We start from the raw sequence: 16,500 nt of genomic DNA, 5'->3' as shown, positions 1-16,500 counted from the left end.
AAAAATGGAAACGCCCGCCGCTTCCGCTGTCAAACGCATGCTTTGGCCTTTACCCGTCAGCACCAGCATGGGTCGTGCACCGGCTGCACGCGCGGCGAGCATATCGCGCATACTGTCGCCAATGGCGGGAACCTGCTCCAGTGAGATCTGCAGACGCTCCTGTATCTCGCGAAACAGGCCGGGTGCCGGTTTGCGACACGCGCATTCTGCTTCCGGAGGATGAGGACAGAAGAAAATGGCATCTATCCGACCGCCTACGGCAGCGAGCTCCTGACGCATACGCTGATGAATAGCGGTCAGGGTACGGATATCGAAAAGCCTTCGACCTACACCGGACTGGTTGGTGGCTACCACAACCTGGTAGCTGGCGCGGTTCAGCCGCGCAATAGCCTCTAGACTGCCCGGAATAGGGCGCCACTCGGCGGGAGATTTGATAAAGGTGTTACTGTCTTCGTTGATGACACCGTCACGATCAAGGATCACCAGTTGCCCCATCAGGCCCCCTGTAACTGCGAAAAGTCGGCGATGCGCAGAAACACCTCCTGGAGCTGGGCAAGCAGGGCGAGACGGTTCTGGCGTAGTACAGGCTCTTCAGCAAGAACCATGACCGCATCAAAAAATTGATCGACCGAGGGACGTAAGCCCGCGAGCAAGTCTAAAGTGGCGGCATACTGGTTTTTTGCGAGCTGCACATGAACGGGTTGCGCCAGGACTTGCCAATGTTCCCAGAGTGCGCCCTCTGCGGGATCCGCAAAGTGCCGCGGGTCTACTTGCCAGTCAGCGGAGAGGGGCTCCTTGCGCAATAGATTGTTGATCCGTTTGATCAGCGCCGCCAGAGCATCCGCCGCCGCATGTTCGGCCTGGAAAAGGGCGAGGGCCTCAAGACGCTGGCGCGCATCCAGTGGTTCGTGGGGTTGGCGGCTGAGCACGGCGGCGATCTGGTCGGCGCGAAAACCCTCTTCCCGGAAGTGGACACGCATCCGATCTTGAAAGAAGTCGAGCACTGCGCTCCGTGTTTCTGTTCTGTTCTTGGCAACAGCGCTGCCGTAAGCGACCAGCGCACTGGTTACCGCAGTGTCCAGATTCAGGGGCACCCGAGCATCCAGCACAATGCGCAGCACCCCCAGTGCGGCGCGGCGCAGGGCAAAAGGGTCGCGGTCACCGGTAGGCACTTTGCCGATGGCGAAAAAGCCGCAGAGGGTGTCCAGTTTGTCGGCAATGGCCAGGCACTGCCCATGCGCATCTGCCGGAATTTCATCATCGCGACCACTGGGCATGTAATGCTGGGTGATGGCTGTGGCAACACGGATATTTTCATTGTCATGTCGGGCGTAGTGGCCGCCCATGATGCCCTGCAATTCCGGAAACTCGCCCACCAGACCGCTAAGCAGGTCACTTTTGCAGAGTTCTGCGGCGCGGCCCACATCGCTTGCATTTGCTGCGAACTGCGGCGCGAGGGCTGTTGCAAGTGCCTGCAGGCGCGTGGTTTTGTCGAAAATGCTGCCGAGGCCGTCCTGAAACAGCACTCCAGCGAGTGCGCCCCGTCGCGTCTGCAGGGAGACTTGGCGATCCTGATCCCAGAAGAAGGCAGCATCGGCCAGTCGGGCGCGCAGTACCCGGTTATTCCCATTGATGACGACCTTCGCATCCAGGCTGTGCAGGTTGGCCGCGAACAGATAATGGGGCACCAGGCACCCATCCTGGCCGCGCAGGGGAATATAACGCTGGTGCTGCATCATGACCGTAATCAGCACTTCTTCCGGTACCTGCAGATAGTCCTCGGCGAAGCTGCCGGCGAGAATGACCGGCCATTCGTTGAGTCCGGTGATCTCATCCAGCAGTGCTTCCGGCAGGATGGGGATGACGGCCATCTCATCGGCCAAGGTTGCTATTTTGCTGGCAATGCGCGCGCGACGCTCGGCAAAATCTGCCATCACTTTTGCCTGCAATAAGGATTCGGCGTAATCGGCGGGGGTGGTAATCTGGACCGACTGGGGATGATGGACGCGATGCCCGAAACTTTCTCCACCGGCGGCCAGACCAAAAACGTTCCAGTCCAGCACCTGCTGGCCCTGGCGCAGCAAGAGCCAGCGCACCGGACGCAGGAAACTATCGGGACGTTCCCCCCAATGCATACGCTTGCGCAGGGGCAAACTGGCCACCAGCTTGCTGGCGATCTCGGGTAACAGGAGATGGCTGTCCTGGGCCGCGCCGACTTCCCGCCACGCAAGGATTGGGCCTTTGTCCGTTTCCAGGGTGAGCAGATCGTCTACGCTGACCCCGCAGGAGCGGGCAAAGCCCTCTGCTGCCGCCGTGGGCCTACCCCGCGCATCACGGGCGCGTTCTACGGGCGGGCCACGACGCAGGGTTTCCTGCGGCAGACTCTGCCGGGACACGTCTTTAATCCAGAGGGCGAGTCGTCGCGGAGTGACATAGCCGCGGATGCTTCCATACTGCACCCCAGCTTTGTCGAGTAATTGGCCCATGATCTCGGTCGCGGCATCCTGCAGGGGTACTTGTTCCCGCGCCGGCAATTCTTCACAGCCTAGTTCCAGCAGGAGATCTTCAGGCGCTGACATCTTGGCTCCGCAGTAAAGGATGACCGAGGGCGGTACGCGCTTCGGCATAGTTCTCGGCGACGCCACGGGCGAGAGTACGGACGCGGCCGATGAATCGCGCGCGCTCGTTGACGCCGATGGCATGGCGGGCATCCAGCAGGTTGAAGGTGTGGGAGCAGTCCAGTATCCGTTCGTAGGCGGGCAGGGGGAGCTGCGCCGTCAACAACGCACGGCAGTCTTTTTCTGCCTGGTCGAAGCGCTGGAAAAGGTCTTCTACCGGAGCCAGCTCAAAATTATAGCGGGATTGCTCCACTTCGTTCTGATGAAACACATCTCCGTAGAGGACGCCGGGGGTCCACACGAGGTCATAAACACTTTCGACGCCCTGCAGGTACATGGCCAGCCGTTCCAGACCATAAGTGACTTCGCCCATGACCGGATGACAATCCAAGCCACCCACCTGCTGGAAATAGGTGAACTGGGTGACTTCCATCCCATTCAGCCAGACTTCCCAGCCCAGACCCCAGGCACCCAGGGTCGGTGACTCCCAGTCATCTTCGACAAAACGGATATCCTGCACCCGGGAATCAATACCGAGGGCCGCCAGCGATTCGAGGTAGAGTTCTTGCAGGTTCACCGGATTAGGTTTGAGCACCGCCTGAAACTGATAGTAGTGCTGGAGACGATTGGGATTATTTCCGTAACGGCCATCCGTGGGACGCCGGGAGGGCTGCACATAGGCGGCCCGCCATGGCTCGGGGCCGATGGCCCGCAGGAAAGTGGCGGGGTGGAAGGTGCCGGCACCGACCGGCATGTCCATGGGCTGGAGCAGAACACAGCCTTGACCGGCCCAGAAGCCTTGCAGTTGCTGGATGATTTCCTGGAAGGTCATACGGATCTCTGGCAGAAGTTTCGCGCATTATGACCCAACGCAGCCTGCCCTGTGAAGGGCGCCCGTCTGTTCGCGCGCCGCGATTGACCTCAAAGTAATTCGGCAATTCCCAGAGCCGCCCGCTTCGCGTCGAGAAATACCAGTCCAAGCTTCGCCTCTTTACGCGCAATAACGGTCAGAACGGCATCCGGGCCAGCGTGAATGAGTAGGACGTAGCCGTTATCGCCCTTGATCATGACTTGTTCCAGCTCGCCTCGCGCCAGTTCTATGGCAGTGCGGTCGCCCAGGGAAAGCATCGCCGCCGCCATGGCACCGACCCGGTCTTCATCCATGGTCGAAGAAAGCAGTGAGGCGATAGTGAGTCCATCGGTAGAAATTACGGCTGAGGCCTCGATGTCCGCAGAAGACCCGTTCAGATCACTGAGGACGGACTTGAGCATTTCTTCACGCATTTTTATTCTCCTGATGACTTGTTGAGTGTATGAAAATATTTGTTTCTTTAGAAATAGCGCTTGTCTAGATCTTGTATCAAGGTAACGAAGGATTGGTCCTGCAGGCGAGGCGTACCGCCGATCACAAGCATGAAACGCTGCTGACCGATAAATAATGGCCAAAACCCCAGCTCAGAGCGTCCGGCGGGATCGAGCAGCCCCCAGGTCTCAGTGTTGATACGCAGGTTATTTTTCAGCAAGCGGCCATGCCTGGTCTGCAAGGAGAGTAAGTCTGCCGAAAGTCCGGCGAGTTCTTCCGCGGCTTCATGGGTGTAGCCGGCTGCTGCGAGGTAAAAGCCATTTTCATCGGCGAGGAGTGTCTTTTGTGCATCCGAAAGTCGTGCGAGGAGGGGAGGTAACGCATCTTCCAGACGTTTATCTTCTTGCTGACGTGGATGCGCAGTACCCCGTAATAACCCCAGTCGTTGCAGGCGGAAAATGCTGCGTAGAGCTTCCTCTGCGTTTGCCGCCTGAGTCCAACGCTGGGCGGCTTTAATGCTGAAGGGGGCTCGATGTCCTTCTCGCAAAATATATAAAAGAATTGCCCGGTTTCCTTCCTGCTCTGGACTGGATGTGGCATAAAAAGCCCCGGCTGGTGTCACTTCACCATAGAGATCAGCGTTGGTGGCGACCAGTTCGATACTCATAATTGATCCCCGATCCCCGGATCGATGGAGTAAAGAAGTGCCATAACCATATTTTTAACGTCGTCCTTGTTGCGACCGTCTACTTCGAAAATCGGCGGAATGGGATTAAGCATCCGCAGATCAGCGATTACTTCTGGGAGCATGCTGGCGTAGTCAGCTATCCGGGGTTGCGCCTGGATATCCGTTTTTGAAACTCCGATGACTATGGGAACGTTGACAATAAAATCTTTGAAGGCATGGAGAAAAAAGTGCAGATCTTTTTTCGGGTTAGGGCGGGTATTGTCCAACATCAAAATGAGGCCCAGACCACCAGTGGTGAGAATGTCCCACATGAAGTCGAAACGCTCTTGGCCGGGGGTGCCATACAGGTGAATTTTAGTGCCCTCGTCCAGCTTGAGTATGCCGTAATCCATTGCCACGGTGGTGTGACCCTTGCGGTTTAGTGTCATATCCGAAGCCTGGGCATCGGTGGAGATAATTGGGATATCTGATAATGCTGAAATGGCCGTTGTTTTGCCCACACCAACAGGACCGGTAAAGATGATTTTATTGTCTTCTTTCACAACGTTGGCTCCTTCAATATAATTTTTGGCCAAGTACTCTCTGCATTTTCATTTTACAGCCCTGAAATGCGGGCAAGAAGACGGCCCAAAAAGCTTCTTTTGGCCGTGGGTATTTCTGCAACCGTTGGCGCATTAGGCATCACTGGTTGGATGCGGTTGTCGGGATTCTCTGCCGTGTTGTAGCGCAACAGTCCTAAGCTGTCTGCGGCGGCAAGAAAATTGAAGAGGGCATGAGGCTCAACGTGTAACATCTTCACCGTCAATGCCGGTGAAGCTGGCGAGCGGGCAAGAAAAGCCGCTAAACGCAGTGCGTCAGGCAGCATGGTGAGTCGCGTCAGGTTGGGCCATTGCTTCAGTTGTACCGGGGCGTTGATCTGTAGCTGCTGACTGAGGCGCCCGTCGGCTGTCCATGCACCCATTTGCCAGAGCAGAGACTGGAGAGTGAGGTGCCGTGTGGATGCATGAGCGGGGATGTCGGTGTTACTGGGGGCACGCATTTGTAGCCGTGGGTGCTCTTCCCGTGCCAGCGATTTGAGATGTTCATCGTCCGTCAGCAAGATGGCCTGATCAGCCATCGGGTCTAATTGCAGGATGATCCGTTGTTGGTCGTCCACAATAACGCCTGGCGACTGATCGCGCCGGATCATCTGTAAAAGTCCCAGTAGGCCGGCCTGAGGGTTGAAATGACGTATTTCTTCAGGACGCAACACCGGAACGGGACGTGGCATAGCGGTTGGCGCCGTGACGGGTTTTGGGGCAGGCGGGTTTGCGGTGGTGGGCGATGGGACAATGGTGGTGGACAGCGCGGAGATCGTGACCTCGGGCCGAATAGGCATGACTGTGGCACCACTTCTTCCTGCTGGTTTTCCTGGTGCGGAGCCACCATTCAGTAACGACTCCAGCGCTGGAAACAGGGTTTCCATACGTACAGGTTTCTGCAGCACCGGGAACATGCTATCGGCTTGCGGGGAAACACTCGTCAGGAGAATACGTTGTTCTGGTCGTTCGTCATGTAATCGCTGAGCGATGGCTATACCCTCCGTACCATCCACATCAATAATGGTCACCGCGGGTGTTTGTGTGTCACCGGCATCCAGCAATTGATAATGGCGTCGGGTAAACATTTTGAAAGCCATACGGAAGACGGCTTCTTTGCGTGCATCCATCCCGATGCTGCGAATGAAAATGCTGTCGCTATTAGAGGGGTTTTTCGTCATGATCAAATCCTAAATGATCTGTCGTTGCGGTTGGCGCTGGAGGCGTTCAGCAAGGCTGAACATTTGGCGCATGATATCTTCATTGGGCTGCGTATCCATTGCAAGAATCGATTGGATGAATTGGGAAAAGCGCTCGCGGGCGTCCATCCGTTCATACATTTCGAGGAGCGGTCCGTAATAAACGCTATGCTCAGGTTGAGCTAATGTGGCCTTCTCCAGAAGATCTACGGCTTCATCTACCTGTCCATACTCCAAAAGCAGGTTGCATTCTTCGATAATACTGTCCTCACTGTCTTCCGGCGTGATCTGATGATCGCGGCGCATTTCTTCTGTTACCAGTGCTGGACTACTCAGTGGTATGGCGGTGGTTGGCAGATAGAGTCCGTACTGTTCTGCCAATTCTGCAAGAATATTTTCTTCTCCGTCACTCTCGGCAAGGGCGGTCCACAGGTCATGCTTACCCAGTCGCTGGCCGCGATGCAGCAATCGCGTCCGCAAGGCGCTACCTGCGCCCCACAATGTAATATAGAGCTGAAGGAGGGATTCGGCATAGGCGGCGCATCGTCGCTGGATGTAAAGCACTTCCAAAAGGGTAACCTGGAGGATGAGTTTGCGCGGATCGAGAATAAGGTTACGGCGTAACAGGCGTTCAGCCTCAGAATATTGGCGACACGTCAGCAAGTGACGTGCGGCACTGAGGGGTGAAATCAGTCCGGCCACTACCTCGTACTCCTCCTCGGCCAGCGGTGTGAGGTCTTCGGATCCGGTCAGCAGCATGACACCTGTGTCCGCAAAGCCGTTTTTCGAAGCCTCGCTCGATGCCTGCCCGGGCTTTACAACGAATCCAGATAGAAGATCCAGCGGTTCCGGGTTGACGATGGCTTGCTGCAACGCTCTCTGTGCACCGACGAGTGAGGAAGATACCGCAGATTGCGGCGCATGCAGAGCGTGTGTGACGACCGCAGCAATTTGCGCGCTGTTCATCCCTAAATTTTCTGCAGTTACCCGCAATTGCAGGTTTTGCGGATCCAGTTTTAATCCTTCCAAAACGAGATCTTGGGCTTCTGTGCCGGGGATGGCACCAGAATCATTGAGCTTTTCTAAAAGTTCAGCGAAGTGATCAATGTCGGAAATTTCACGATAGATCGACAACAGTCGGCGCATCTGCTGAATATCGTCGGGGTTGTGATCCACGTACCAGCTCAGGGACGTGGCAGCTTGTTCAAGGTGGCCATAGGAAAGATAAATCTCCACTTCGTCAAGAATGCTGGTTTCATTGACCTGTACAAAGGAGCTTGTTTCCGGCATATCATTGGCTGGACCGATTTTAATGGCCGGGCTTGCTTGTGCCTTACCCCCGCTGTTCTTGCGGGTATTGCGTAGTGTGCTTGGGGCGTTGAGGAGCTTTTGCCTGTGCAACACCTTCCACAACCCGGCCAAGATGACCATGGCTACGAGGAAAGCTATAATAATCAGGCTATCGATGGGCAATTCCATGCAGGAATCTCGCTTCAGGATGGACGCGGTTTTGCTTCTTTGCCGCCGTTGGCCTTGTAGATAGGCGTTTTAATGGTGCTGTCAATGTGCGAAGAGTTCGGCAATTTCATGGATGCGCTTCGTGCTGGGACGGCTTGCAGTCGGAGAGACATCCACTGCGGCTGCGTAACCCGCAAATAATGCCGGTAGTGCATTGACGATGAGGGGGAGGCGCTCGCGACTTACGGCGGCCAGTCTCCATTCGGCACGCCATCCATGCACAGGATGGCTCGTGCAAACCGCAACCCCCCAGCCGCGTTCCTGTAGTGACCATTGCTGTTCGGCGATACAGATCCGGTGTTGCTGAGGCGTATGCTTCAGACCGACGTAGGGACCCCCGTAGGTCACGCGCAGATTGTTGGTCAGATCAGTTAGCATATGATCGAGACGGTGTAGCGCATCGCGTAATTTCTCACTGGAAGCAGGTTTATTGTTTACTACATTTCTCAAGAATATCAGGTGTGGTGATTCCATACACGCCTCCTTTTACCTTATGATTATGACGGTAATGCCGGACGCTGCCAATGCGCGCGTGCGGTGGGTGGCGTTTTTGCTTTTTCTCAATGTGCCGCAAACAGGAAAATATTAATGATGCGAAAACAGTTGGGTGTCTGGTGTCTGGCAGTCTTCATGGGGTATGGTGCGACGGTCGCGGATGCTAGTGTCTATGCTTTGCCCGCCCAGGGCAACGTTGTTGGAGCGCTTAAGGCAATAACCACCCATAGCGATGATACGCTTCTGGATATCGGGCGTTTCTACGACCTGGGTTACAATCAGGTGACGGCGGCCAACCCCGGCATCAACCCCTGGCTTCCTGGCCAGGCCAGCAAGGTGGTTATCCCGACCGAGTATGTTTTGCCGCCGAAGCCATGGACCGGGATCGTCGTGGATATTCCGGCGCGGCGGATTTACTATTTTCCGACGAATGACCGGGTGGTCTATACTTACCCTGTTGGTGTCTTTTTGCCGGGCTGGAAGGAGCGTTTGACGGCCACGCAGATTATTGCCAAGTTTAAAATGCCCGCATGGAACGTCCCCAAAAATATCCATGCCTGGTTCGAGAAGAAATTCCATATGGATATCCCGTGGTATTGGCCACCAGGCGCAGAAAATCCCATGGGTGAATTGGCGATGGAGACTGGACTCTCCGGCATCTTCATCCATGGTACTTACCATCCCTGGGGTGTTGGTATGCGGGCCAGTCAGGGCTGTTTTCAGATGTTTCCGGAGAATGTCGCGCAACTTTTCCCCATGGTTCCGGTGGGTACCCCGGTGCGGATCATTGATCAGCCCAACCTCGTGGGCGTACGGGATGAGCAAGTCTATCTGCAGTCATACAAGCCGATGCATGCCTATCACAAGAAAGGCATCCCGGATTTACAGCGTGCTGTCATGACGATCAAGTCTTTTATGGTGCAGAATCACATCAATCAGGATATCGATTGGGCCAAGGTCCGACGTATCGTGGCGGAGCACAACACGGTGGCACTCCCCATCGGGGTCGACGCGCCGAGCTATAAAACACTGTCTGCCGCACTTCCCGCAACGCCGTACGCATACGCACCTTACGGTCCATCGGCGAATGGCGCCGCGGTGCCGCCGCCATTGTCTTTGGCGAGCGCCACCAACCAGGAACATCTGCATGTCCAGGTGACTTTCCCCGATCAGAAGCCGTAGAACGTCATTCTCTCCTCGGGGTGGTGGGTCTGCTAGTGCCCCCCTCCGATCCCTTGCTCCTGAATCCAGAGCCAAAACAGCCCGAGGTATTCGTGACTTGCCTCGCTGCTGATTTCCAGATAAATGGCCCGCGGCAACCAGCTATCCAGCCGGAGTCCGCTCACCCGATCCAGACGGTAATCGGTGGGAACGGCGGTCACGTTCAAGCCGGCGTGGCGGAACCAGACGACCGCCCGTGGCATGTGCAATGCGGAGGTCACCAGGTATACCTGGTGGATATTATTGTGTCTGGCCAGCAATGCCGCGCTGTCTGCGGCGTTGGCTGCGGTATTGTAGGATTTGGTTTCCGGCCAGATAGCGCTTTGTACGCCTAGATCCTGGCGCAGGATGTGCTCCATGGTGACGGCCTCGGGCGGGACGCCCAATCGCGGTGCCCCGCCGCTGGGAACTATGGGGAGTCCGGTTTGTTTGGCCAGTTGGGCGGCGGTCATCAGGCGCACGAGCGTGCGCGCATTCGCAGTCTCCTGGGTAGATTCCGGAGACTGCATGACCTCGCCGCCGCCCAGCACCACAATCGCCCCGGGCGTTTCGCTGCCCCCCACGGGTTGTACGAGTGGAGGGTAACGATCCTCCAGTGGCAGGAGGATGAGTCTGGCACCGACGGCGGTAGAGAAGAAATAAAGGATGCTCAGTGCGAGCAGAATGAGCACTCGTCCGAAATAACGCCACCCCAGGACTTCTGCCAACCAGCCGATGGTGGCGAGGACCAATAAAAGACCAGGCGGCTGCAGCGACGCCGAGGCCAGGGTAAGTACGGTGGTGTAGCGCAGCAACATGCCCCCTCTAGCTCCGCTCAGTCCCTGCGTATCTCATGGAAGCTGCGTTCGGCATGATAGGAAGATCGCACCAGTGGGCCGCTGGCGACGTGGCGGAAACCCATGGCCATACCCTCTTGCTGTAACTGCTGAAACTCTTCCGGTGGAACGAAACGGGCGACCGGCAGATGATGGCGGGAGGGCGCCAGATATTGCCCCAGGGTGAGTAGCTCGCATCCGGCCTGCCGCAAGTCTTGCATCACCGCGCGGATTTCATCGAGTTCCTCGCCCAGGCCCAGCATTAGTCCGGATTTGGTGGGGATTGCGGAGTGCTGTGCCTTAAAAGTCGAGAGCAGTTGCAGCGAGTGGCCATAATCTGCACCTGGTCTGGCCTGCAAATACAGGCGTGGCACGGTTTCCAGGTTGTGATTGAAGACATCCGGCGGTGTCTCCCGGAGTGCTGCCAAGGCCTTGTCCACCCGGCCGCGGAAATCCGGTACGAGGATTTCCACGTGCAGTTCCGGGCAAGTCTCACGCAGGGCTGAGATAACCTGAGCAAAGTGCTGGGCGCCGCCATCGCGCAAATCATCGCGGTCTACGGAGGTAATGACGACGAAACGCAGTTCCATCGTTGCCACGGTCTGGGCAAGGTGCGCAGGTTCCAGAGGATCGGGTGCTTGCGGGCGGCCATGGGCCACGTCACAGAAGGGGCAGCGACGGGTGCAAATGTCTCCCAGGATCATGAAGGTCGCTGTCCCAGCGCTGAAGCATTCGCCCAGATTGGGGCAGGAGGCTTCTTCGCAGACCGTGTGGAGGCTCGCTGCACGCAGGATCTTTTTGAGCCTGTCCACCTCGGGGGTTAAGGGTGATCGTACCCGCAACCACTGGGGCTTGGGTTGGCGTTCGGATTTTACCGGAATGATGGGTATCGGATTACGTGCGGTCTTTTCGGCACCGCGCTCGGCTTTTTTAGCATTATGTTGGGGGTCCATGTCAGGCCCCTCCTTTTCTTAAGGGGCGATCCAGGCTGATAGCCAATTGTGCCATCAGGGTTTCGGCAATATCATGACTTGACCAGTCCGGACAGAGGTCATGCACCTGAGTGACGGCGAGATTGACCATGCCACAAGGATGAATACGCTGGAATGGGCTCAGATCCATCTCGGTATTGAGGCTGAGGCCGTGGTAACTGCGACCACGCTGAATACGCAGGCCCAAGGAGGCAATTTTGGCATCGCCCACATAGACTCCGGGAGCATCGCGACGCGCATGGGCACTCACGCCACGTTGCTGGAGCAGATGAATCACGGATTGTTCCATGGCGGTGGTTAAGGTGCGGACGTTGATTCCCATACGGGGTAGATCAATGAGCAGATAGACTACCCATTGTCCCGGTCCATGGTAGGTGACTTTGCCACCGCGATCACTGCGAATAACCGGAATGGGACCAGGGTCAAGGACGTCTGCCGCGTCAGCATTGCGTCCGAGGGTAAAAACCGGAGGATGCTGGAGAAGCCATATCTGGTCTGGTGTGTCGGCATCTCGCTGGGACGTGAATTCGCGCATGGCGTCCAGCACCGTGAAGTAAGGAAGTAACCCTGGCCAGCAACGAATGAGTATGGGCGTATTCATAAGCAAAGGATCACACCATCAATCCTTTTGATGGAGTTATAAATATTGGTTAGGTGTTCATGGCTGTGGACCTCCAGGGAAACCGTGACGGCTTGATATTGTCCCTGGCTGCTGGGTCGGCAGGAGAAGGCCGCGTCCGGTAAGTCCGGTGCATGAGCTGCGATCGCCGCACGCACCGCCGCGAGTAGATCAGCGTGCTGACCAATGGCCTTGACATGGTGCAGGTGCGGAAAGTCTTCTGCTGGATTTTTTGCGGTTTCCATAGCGTCTCGTAATCCCCTCGTGTCATTGTCGGACAGGACCAATCCATGGTATCTCCTGGTCATGGTAAGTCTTCCTCTGTCTGAGGTGAAGACCTGCCATAGCTTCGGCATTTTGCTTATAGCGCGTTGCTGATCTTGTGGAAGATCTGCGCTATCCAGCTCGCCTTCTCCACAGAAGTCTGGGCGACAACTGGCACGGACTTCAGTGGTTTGCCATCCAGCAGGAAGACGAGTCGCCCGACGACCGCACCTTTCTTTAGCGGAGCCTGGAGATTGGGTGTAATTTCTACCACGCGTTGTACTTCGGAAAAATGTCCTTTCGGAACCGTAAGGTTCACGGCTTGTTCGATACCTACGGGGATATGCATGGGCGATAAATCGCTGCGGGTGATCTCGCTGACTTTTTCCCCGGCAGTATAAAGCGGATGGTCAACGAAAAAGCGGTATCCATAATCCAGCAGGGCTTCGACGGCATTGGTGCTGCCGGCCCAGTTCGGTCCGCCGAGAACAACGGCAATCAGGCGACGACCATTCCGCATGGCAGTAGCATCAATGCAGTAGCCGGAGGCGTCGGTTAGGCCGGTTTTCAGCCCATCCACCGTAGGGTCACGAAACAGTACGGGGTTCCAGCTCCGCTGGGTAATACCATTATAAGTATAAGACTTTTCTCTGGTGATCTGGATCACCTGTGGGAACTGTTGAATGAAGGCGTGCGACAGCTTGGCGACATCCAGCGCGGTGGTATAGAGATTGTTGTCTGGCAGGCCATCGACATTGCTGTAATGGGTGTTGTGCAGATTGAGGCGCAGGGCCATATCGTTCATCAGCGTGACAAAGCCCGACTGACTGCCACCCACCGCTTCGGCAAGAGCTACCGCCGCATCGTTCCCTGAATCAATCAGCAATCCATGCAGTAATTGATCAACATTCGCCGGTGTATTGGGCTGGACGAACATGCTGGAGCCCCCTGTCTTCCAAGCCGTATTGGAGATAGGGACGTTTTCCTGAGGGGTCAGGGTGCCGCTCTGAATAGCCTGATAGGTCAGATAGGCCGTCATCAGCTTAGTGAGGCTGGCCGGTGCGCGGTGCAGGTTTTCACTTTTAGCCGCGATGATCTGTCCGGTATCGTAGTCCATCAGCACATAGCTGACGATGGTTGGCAAGGCCGGTGCAGGTGGTGTGGGCAGCATGGGCATTGGGGTTGCGGCAAACGCCCAGGGTGCGAGACACAAGCCGACGAACAAGACGAGCATTCTGGTGATCAGGGTGGTACGGACAATCATGAGGGGCCTCAGTGGTGAGCGCTGATCGGAATTTGGAATGGTTTTGGGTAGGTCTGGAATTATAGCGATGCCCCGGCAGAAAGCCATGCCCGGGAGCGGAAGGCTGTGTCCGACACCGGGTGCTTTTTGGGGAGAAATCGCATTATTCATGTGTGCGCGGATGGGCGTGGACCGACATCAGGATACCCAACCCGACCATAAAGGTCAGCATAGCTGTTCCGCCATAGCTTATCAGCGGTAGAGGCACTCCTACCACGGGAAGGATCCCTGTGGTCATACCCATATTGATGAAAATATAAAGGAAGAAAGTCAGGCTCAGGGTGCCGGCAATGAGGCGACCGAAGGAATCCCGGCTCTCATAGGCGATTACCAGGCCGCGCAAGACAATGAGCAGGTAAGTGGAGATGAGGACAATGACTCCGACCAAACCAAACTCCTCGGCAAATCCCGCAAAAACGAAGTCGGTTTGGGCTTCCGGCAGAAAATCGAGGTTGACCTGAGTTCCGTTGAACCAGCCCTTTCCCCAAAATCCACCAGAACCTACGGCGATCATGCTCTGAATGATATGGTATCCCGCACCGAGAGGGTCGCGTTGGGGATCCAGGAAAGTCAGGATGCGCTCTTTTTGGTATTCGTGCAGAAAATGCCAGAGTATCGGTCCGCTGATTGCGGCCAGGGTGATGAGCCCAATAAACCAGCGGCGGCGTACTCCCGCCAGCCACATCATGAAGATCCCGGCAGCGCCAATTTGGGCGGCTGTGCCGAGGTCTGGTTCCTTGGCGATGAGCAAAAAGGGAATGGCAATGAGCACAAATCCCGCGATAGCAGAAAGCCAGTGGCGGACGTTTTCCTGTTGAGAATAATAATAGGCGAGGAACAGGGGCAGGGCGAGCTTCATCAGTTCCGAGGGCTGAAAGGTCAACGGCCCGACTCCCAGCCAGCGGCGTGCGCCAAGATTGGTTTTGCCCGCCACGAGGGTGATAGCGAGCAGGATGATACCTATGACGTACAAGGTGGGCGCCCAGGCGCGGATACGTTCAGGTGGCGTGTTGGCGACGATTACCAAGACGACGATACCGATAACGAATCGCAAAAATTGGGCAAGCACCACGTGGACGCTTTCCTGGCTGCCGCTATATAGTACCGCGAGGCTGATGAGCATGAGTATCACGATGCCCGTCATGAGTGCCGGATCCAGTTTCCGCAGCGGTCGCAGCAGGCGAGTGTGCCAGTTCATGGGTTGATCCCCGGCGCTGTCACCATATGGAGATGGGTAGCGATTGCCGCCCTGGCAAGGAAGTCGGCGATACGCGGATGATCGGCTGGCGCGTAGGCAATATTATTGCCTGGGTGCCCTTGCCGTAACGCAAGAGCGTTACGGATGGATTGGCTGTCCACGACGAGAAGCCGATGAACGAATGGTCGATATTCCTGAGCGGGCTGCAGTGTGCTCATGTATGCCGCGGACGTAATGCGTGACGCAGATAATCGAGGATTAGCGTAAAAAGCGGCCACAGCAGAGCGCCGATCAAGGGTCCCAGGAGCAGCGAAAAGTGCCATGTGATAAAACCTGCCCAAGCCTGCCACAACCAGACCAGCAAACGGTGCGTGAGCAGTAACAGAAATATAAAGAACAACTGCTCCCAGGACGGCAGGCGACGGACTCTGCCAAGGCTGGTGTAGAGCAGATAAATCATAACAACCCCGGCGATGGCTTGTGCTCCCAGCATATCTCCGAGCACCATGTCCTGAAACAGACCAATCAGCCAGACGATGGTGAAGCTCAGTTCGGAGTTGCTGCTGATCGCCCAATAGATGAGCAGCAGAGCAACAAAATCGGGATGGAGTAACGCATAAAGCGGGCCGCAGGGAATGATTTCCGCGGTAAGTGCAAAGAAAAGGCCGAGAATGAGCGCGATGGCGATCATGGCGTGGTTGCGGGCCTTGGGAATGGACGGTCCCAGAGCATAAGTACCGTATTCAACTGTCCCAGGCGAACAGCTGGTTGCACTGCAATCTGTGCAAAGGGTTGGTCACCATTATGGATCACTGCGGAAATCGTACCGACGTTCAATCCCGGTGGATAACGCCCGCCTAAGCCAGAGGTGACGAGCTTGTCACCGACTTTGAGGGTGGTGTTGCGCGGTTGAAAGGGGATTGCAAGGCGATCGATATCCCCCCTGCCGTCTACCAGCAAGGGCGTGTCCGCGCCAGCGGGCTGTACGGGAATGCTGCTGTCCAGGTCGGAAAGCAGAGCCACCTGACTGCTCATGGGAGAAACCCGGATTACCTGGCCAGCTACTCCCCCTGCGGCAAGAACGGGTTGCCCGACAAATACGCCGGCGCGCGCACCCATGTTGACGGTTAACAATTGGCTCCCAGGTGAGAAATTCTGCGCGATAACCTGTGCGACGGTTACCTTCCCGGGCGGCTGGGGGATGCTGTCAAGTAGCGCAAGAAGTTGACGGTTTTCGTTACGCAGGATATCTGCTTCTAATAGTTTGGGCTGGGCACGAATGAGCTCGGCGTGTAGTCTGATATTTTCGGATTCTAGCGCAGCACGACTTTGCAGGTAATTGTCAGCTTGCCGCCAGAAGCCGGCTTCCTGCATGCTTGTCCATTGCACCGGATAAGCCATGGTTAAAGAAACACTTTCCATGTTGGGATATTTTTTGCTGAGCACCGAAACAAATGCGGACAACAGAACAAGCACCGCTACGCGAAGGAGCGGCGGGTAGCGATGAGGAAAAAACAATGCAGGCATGGTAGCTCAGGAAGGGCCGTAAGCTTAATCGTCAGCAAACACCTCACCCAGCAGTTCCAGCTCTTCGAGCGCCCGGCCGCTGCCCCGCGCCACGCAGGTTAGCGGATCCTCCGCAACGATGACCGGTAGTGCTGTTTCCTCCATGATCAGGCGATCCAGATC

General features: G+C 56.3%; 20 protein-coding genes. 1 reads left to right on the top strand and 19 read right to left on the bottom strand.

Annotation, left to right across the window (positions count from 1 at the left end; translation table 11 throughout):
• The 9 genes from gmhB to HF921_RS00615 form a co-directional block, all read right to left on the bottom strand.
• On the bottom strand, positions 1-495 hold a 495-nt coding region (gene gmhB, locus HF921_RS00655; RefSeq protein WP_215893102.1), incomplete at its 3' end, for a D-glycero-beta-D-manno-heptose 1,7-bisphosphate 7-phosphatase.
• Positions 495-2,579 carry a glycine--tRNA ligase subunit beta gene (gene glyS, locus HF921_RS00650; RefSeq protein WP_064217719.1) on the bottom strand — a complete coding sequence of 695 codons (2,085 nt, stop codon included), beginning with the start codon at positions 2,577-2,579 and terminating at the stop codon, positions 495-497. The genes glyS and gmhB, both read right to left, overlap by 1 nt.
• Positions 2,566-3,450 (bottom strand): glycine--tRNA ligase subunit alpha, encoded by an 885-nt coding sequence (glyQ, locus tag HF921_RS00645; RefSeq protein WP_064217720.1) that lies wholly within the window; start codon positions 3,448-3,450, stop codon positions 2,566-2,568. The genes glyS and glyQ overlap by 14 nt, the downstream gene beginning before the upstream one ends.
• 89 nt (positions 3,451-3,539) lie before the next feature.
• Positions 3,540-3,902, bottom strand: coding sequence for a roadblock/LC7 domain-containing protein (locus HF921_RS00640; RefSeq protein ID WP_064217721.1), 363 nt, complete (start codon positions 3,900-3,902; stop codon positions 3,540-3,542).
• A 47-nt stretch (positions 3,903-3,949) separates the two neighbouring features.
• Positions 3,950-4,588 carry a roadblock/LC7 domain-containing protein gene (locus HF921_RS00635; RefSeq protein WP_064217722.1) on the bottom strand — a complete coding sequence of 213 codons (639 nt, stop codon included), beginning with the start codon at positions 4,586-4,588 and terminating at the stop codon, positions 3,950-3,952.
• Positions 4,585-5,151: a GTP-binding protein gene (locus HF921_RS00630; protein WP_064217735.1), complete on the bottom strand. Its 567-nt coding sequence runs from the start codon at positions 5,149-5,151 to the stop codon at positions 4,585-4,587. Before HF921_RS00630 ends, HF921_RS00635 begins: the two co-directional genes overlap by 4 nt.
• Positions 5,152-5,204: 53 nt before the next feature.
• Positions 5,205-6,368, bottom strand: a complete 1,164-nt coding sequence (locus HF921_RS00625) for a hypothetical protein (protein ID WP_064217723.1) — start codon at positions 6,366-6,368, stop codon at positions 5,205-5,207.
• 9 nt (positions 6,369-6,377) lie between these two features.
• On the bottom strand, positions 6,378-7,865 hold the full coding sequence (locus tag HF921_RS00620) for a hypothetical protein (protein WP_064217724.1): 1,488 nt from the start codon (positions 7,863-7,865) through the stop codon (positions 6,378-6,380).
• Between the two features lie 81 nt (positions 7,866-7,946).
• Positions 7,947-8,378, bottom strand: a complete 432-nt coding sequence (locus HF921_RS00615) for a hypothetical protein (protein WP_064217725.1) — start codon at positions 8,376-8,378, stop codon at positions 7,947-7,949.
• 114 nt (positions 8,379-8,492) lie between these two features.
• Between HF921_RS00615 and HF921_RS00610 the strand changes: the two genes are divergently transcribed.
• Complete coding sequence (locus HF921_RS00610) at positions 8,493-9,581, top strand: L,D-transpeptidase family protein (protein ID WP_064217726.1); 1,089 nt, start codon at positions 8,493-8,495, stop codon at positions 9,579-9,581.
• Between the two features lie 32 nt (positions 9,582-9,613).
• On the opposite strand, the gene HF921_RS00605 is transcribed toward HF921_RS00610, so the two are convergent.
• From HF921_RS00605 to HF921_RS00560, 10 genes are all read right to left on the bottom strand, one after another.
• Positions 9,614-10,417: a YdcF family protein gene (locus tag HF921_RS00605; protein ID WP_064217727.1), complete on the bottom strand. Its 804-nt coding sequence runs from the start codon at positions 10,415-10,417 to the stop codon at positions 9,614-9,616.
• A 17-nt stretch (positions 10,418-10,434) separates the two neighbouring features.
• Positions 10,435-11,388 (bottom strand): lipoyl synthase, encoded by a 954-nt coding sequence (gene lipA / locus HF921_RS00600; protein ID WP_215893101.1) that lies wholly within the window; start codon positions 11,386-11,388, stop codon positions 10,435-10,437.
• 1 nt (position 11,389) lies between these two features.
• Entirely contained in the window at positions 11,390-12,028 is a 639-nt protein-coding gene (lipB, locus tag HF921_RS00595; RefSeq protein WP_064217729.1) for a lipoyl(octanoyl) transferase LipB, read from the bottom strand.
• A complete protein-coding gene (locus tag HF921_RS00590; protein WP_064217730.1) occupies positions 12,025-12,291 on the bottom strand; it encodes a DUF493 domain-containing protein in 267 nt (88 codons plus the stop codon). The genes lipB and HF921_RS00590 overlap by 4 nt, the downstream gene beginning before the upstream one ends.
• Before the next feature lie 116 nt (positions 12,292-12,407).
• Positions 12,408-13,574: a D-alanyl-D-alanine carboxypeptidase family protein gene (locus HF921_RS00585; protein WP_064217731.1), complete on the bottom strand. Its 1,167-nt coding sequence runs from the start codon at positions 13,572-13,574 to the stop codon at positions 12,408-12,410.
• 142 nt (positions 13,575-13,716) lie between these two features.
• Positions 13,717-14,811 (bottom strand): rod shape-determining protein RodA, encoded by a 1,095-nt coding sequence (gene rodA / locus HF921_RS00580; RefSeq protein ID WP_215893100.1) that lies wholly within the window; start codon positions 14,809-14,811, stop codon positions 13,717-13,719.
• A complete protein-coding gene (locus HF921_RS00575) occupies positions 14,808-15,029 on the bottom strand; it encodes a hypothetical protein (protein WP_215893099.1) in 222 nt (73 codons plus the stop codon). The genes rodA and HF921_RS00575 overlap by 4 nt, the downstream gene beginning before the upstream one ends.
• Positions 15,026-15,502 carry a rod shape-determining protein MreD gene (mreD, locus tag HF921_RS00570; RefSeq protein ID WP_064217733.1) on the bottom strand — a complete coding sequence of 159 codons (477 nt, stop codon included), beginning with the start codon at positions 15,500-15,502 and terminating at the stop codon, positions 15,026-15,028. The genes HF921_RS00575 and mreD overlap by 4 nt, the downstream gene beginning before the upstream one ends.
• Positions 15,499-16,338 (bottom strand): rod shape-determining protein MreC, encoded by an 840-nt coding sequence (gene mreC / locus HF921_RS00565; protein WP_215861642.1) that lies wholly within the window; start codon positions 16,336-16,338, stop codon positions 15,499-15,501. The genes mreD and mreC overlap by 4 nt, the downstream gene beginning before the upstream one ends.
• 24 nt (positions 16,339-16,362) lie before the next feature.
• Positions 16,363-16,488, bottom strand: a complete 126-nt coding sequence (locus tag HF921_RS00560) for a rod shape-determining protein (RefSeq protein ID WP_455692633.1) — start codon at positions 16,486-16,488, stop codon at positions 16,363-16,365.
• Positions 16,489-16,500 lie beyond the last annotated feature (12 nt).

The organism is Acidithiobacillus ferriphilus, assembly GCF_018854775.1.
GTDB lineage: Bacteria > Pseudomonadota > Gammaproteobacteria > Acidithiobacillales > Acidithiobacillaceae > Acidithiobacillus > Acidithiobacillus ferriphilus.
The sequence above is the reverse complement of the archived record's forward strand: the minus strand, read 5'-3'. Positions and strand labels throughout refer to the sequence as shown.

Excerpts from the sequence above, each read along its gene's own strand:
- glyS (WP_064217719.1), bottom strand. The coding sequence starts at position 2,579 with ATGTCAGCGCCTGAAGATCTCCTGCTGGAACTAGGCTGTGAAGAATTG.
- glyQ (WP_064217720.1), bottom strand. The coding sequence starts at position 3,450 with ATGACCTTCCAGGAAATCATCCAGCAACTGCAAGGCTTCTGGGCCGGT.
- HF921_RS00640 (WP_064217721.1), bottom strand. The coding sequence starts at position 3,902 with ATGCGTGAAGAAATGCTCAAGTCCGTCCTCAGTGATCTGAACGGGTCT.
- HF921_RS00635 (WP_064217722.1), bottom strand. The coding sequence starts at position 4,588 with ATGAGTATCGAACTGGTCGCCACCAACGCTGATCTCTATGGTGAAGTG.
- HF921_RS00625 (WP_064217723.1), bottom strand. The coding sequence starts at position 6,368 with ATGACGAAAAACCCCTCTAATAGCGACAGCATTTTCATTCGCAGCATC.
- HF921_RS00620 (WP_064217724.1), bottom strand. The coding sequence starts at position 7,865 with ATGGAATTGCCCATCGATAGCCTGATTATTATAGCTTTCCTCGTAGCC.
- HF921_RS00615 (WP_064217725.1), bottom strand. The coding sequence starts at position 8,378 with ATGGAATCACCACACCTGATATTCTTGAGAAATGTAGTAAACAATAAA.
- HF921_RS00610 (WP_064217726.1), top strand. The coding sequence starts at position 8,493 with ATGATGCGAAAACAGTTGGGTGTCTGGTGTCTGGCAGTCTTCATGGGG.
- HF921_RS00605 (WP_064217727.1), bottom strand. The coding sequence starts at position 10,417 with ATGTTGCTGCGCTACACCACCGTACTTACCCTGGCCTCGGCGTCGCTG.
- lipA (WP_215893101.1), bottom strand. The coding sequence starts at position 11,388 with ATGGACCCCCAACATAATGCTAAAAAAGCCGAGCGCGGTGCCGAAAAG.
- lipB (WP_064217729.1), bottom strand. The coding sequence starts at position 12,028 with ATGAATACGCCCATACTCATTCGTTGCTGGCCAGGGTTACTTCCTTAC.
- HF921_RS00590 (WP_064217730.1), bottom strand. The coding sequence starts at position 12,291 with ATGGAAACCGCAAAAAATCCAGCAGAAGACTTTCCGCACCTGCACCAT.
- HF921_RS00585 (WP_064217731.1), bottom strand. The coding sequence starts at position 13,574 with ATGATTGTCCGTACCACCCTGATCACCAGAATGCTCGTCTTGTTCGTC.
- rodA (WP_215893100.1), bottom strand. The coding sequence starts at position 14,811 with ATGAACTGGCACACTCGCCTGCTGCGACCGCTGCGGAAACTGGATCCG.
- HF921_RS00575 (WP_215893099.1), bottom strand. The coding sequence starts at position 15,029 with ATGAGCACACTGCAGCCCGCTCAGGAATATCGACCATTCGTTCATCGG.
- mreD (WP_064217733.1), bottom strand. The coding sequence starts at position 15,502 with ATGATCGCCATCGCGCTCATTCTCGGCCTTTTCTTTGCACTTACCGCG.
- mreC (WP_215861642.1), bottom strand. The coding sequence starts at position 16,338 with ATGCCTGCATTGTTTTTTCCTCATCGCTACCCGCCGCTCCTTCGCGTA.